This is a genomic window from Secundilactobacillus silagei JCM 19001, from assembly GCF_002217945.1.
Taxonomy (GTDB): Bacteria; Bacillota; Bacilli; order Lactobacillales; family Lactobacillaceae; genus Secundilactobacillus; species Secundilactobacillus silagei.
Genome location: NZ_BCMG01000035.1, coordinates 1 through 367 on the forward strand (window position 1 = coordinate 1; position 367 = coordinate 367).

1 protein-coding gene is annotated in these 367 nt (G+C 47.1%); it reads right to left on the minus strand.

Annotated elements, in window-relative coordinates; all coding sequences use genetic code 11:
• The coding region (locus tag CES79_RS12910) for a hypothetical protein (RefSeq protein WP_159459502.1) at positions 1–367 on the minus strand (367 nt) is incomplete at both ends.

Below are 367 nucleotides of genomic sequence, written 5' to 3' on the forward strand. Positions count from 1 at the left end.
AACATCAACATGCTCGCCCGTCTTACCAGTTACGTTAGGTACTGTTTGATCACCTTGGTTGCTTGGAATCGTCACATTTGCCTTAGCATCGTTTGGTGTGTAGGTCACTTTACCTGTGGTTGTTGGATTATCGACCGTGATCGTGCCATCTGGATTAACTGTGGCTGGTACCGTCGTTTTATCTGGTGTGTAACCTTTAAGTAATGGCACATCAACAGTGACATGTTCGCCTGTCTTACCAGTTACATCGGGTACCGTTTGATCACCTTGGTTGCTTGGAATCGTCACATTTGCCTTGGCATCATTTGGTGTGTAGGTCACTTTACCTGTGGTCGTTGGGTTATCAACGGTGATCGTGCCGTCGGCA